This window comes from Adonisia turfae CCMR0081, from assembly GCF_011009555.1.
In the GTDB taxonomy this organism is placed as follows: Bacteria; Cyanobacteriota; Cyanobacteriia; order Phormidesmidales; family Phormidesmidaceae; genus Leptothoe; species Leptothoe turfae.
Map to the genome: position 1 here is coordinate 128495 of NZ_QXHD01000004.1, position 359 is coordinate 128853.

Here is a 359-nt window from a genome sequence, read left to right on the forward strand (position 1 = left end):
ACTAAATGCCACACTCCAAACCCGATCACTGTGTCCTTTGAGTATTTTTAGTTCCTCTCCCTCTTTACTCCATAGTCTGATTGTGTTGTCTTGGCTACCAGAAGCAAGAACATTGCCATCAGGACTAAATACCACACTCCAAACCCAATCACTATGACCTTTGAGTGTTTTTAGTTCCTCTCCCTCTTTACTCCATAGTTTGATAGTGTTGTCTCTGCTAGCAGAGGCAAGAGTATCGCCATCAGGGCTAAATGCCACACTCCAAATCCAATCACTATGTCCTCTGAGTGTGTTTAATTCCTCTCCCTCTTTACTCCACAACTTAATAGTATTATCGGCACTAGCGGAAGCAAGAATAT

Annotated in this window: 1 pseudogene; it reads right to left on the minus strand. The window is 42.6% G+C overall.

Annotation, left to right across the window (positions count from 1 at the left end):
- Positions 1-63: 63 nt before the first annotated feature.
- Positions 64-357 (minus strand): annotated as a pseudogene (locus DXZ20_RS04805) (WD40 repeat domain-containing protein); the annotation flags it as partial.
- Positions 358-359 lie beyond the last annotated feature (2 nt).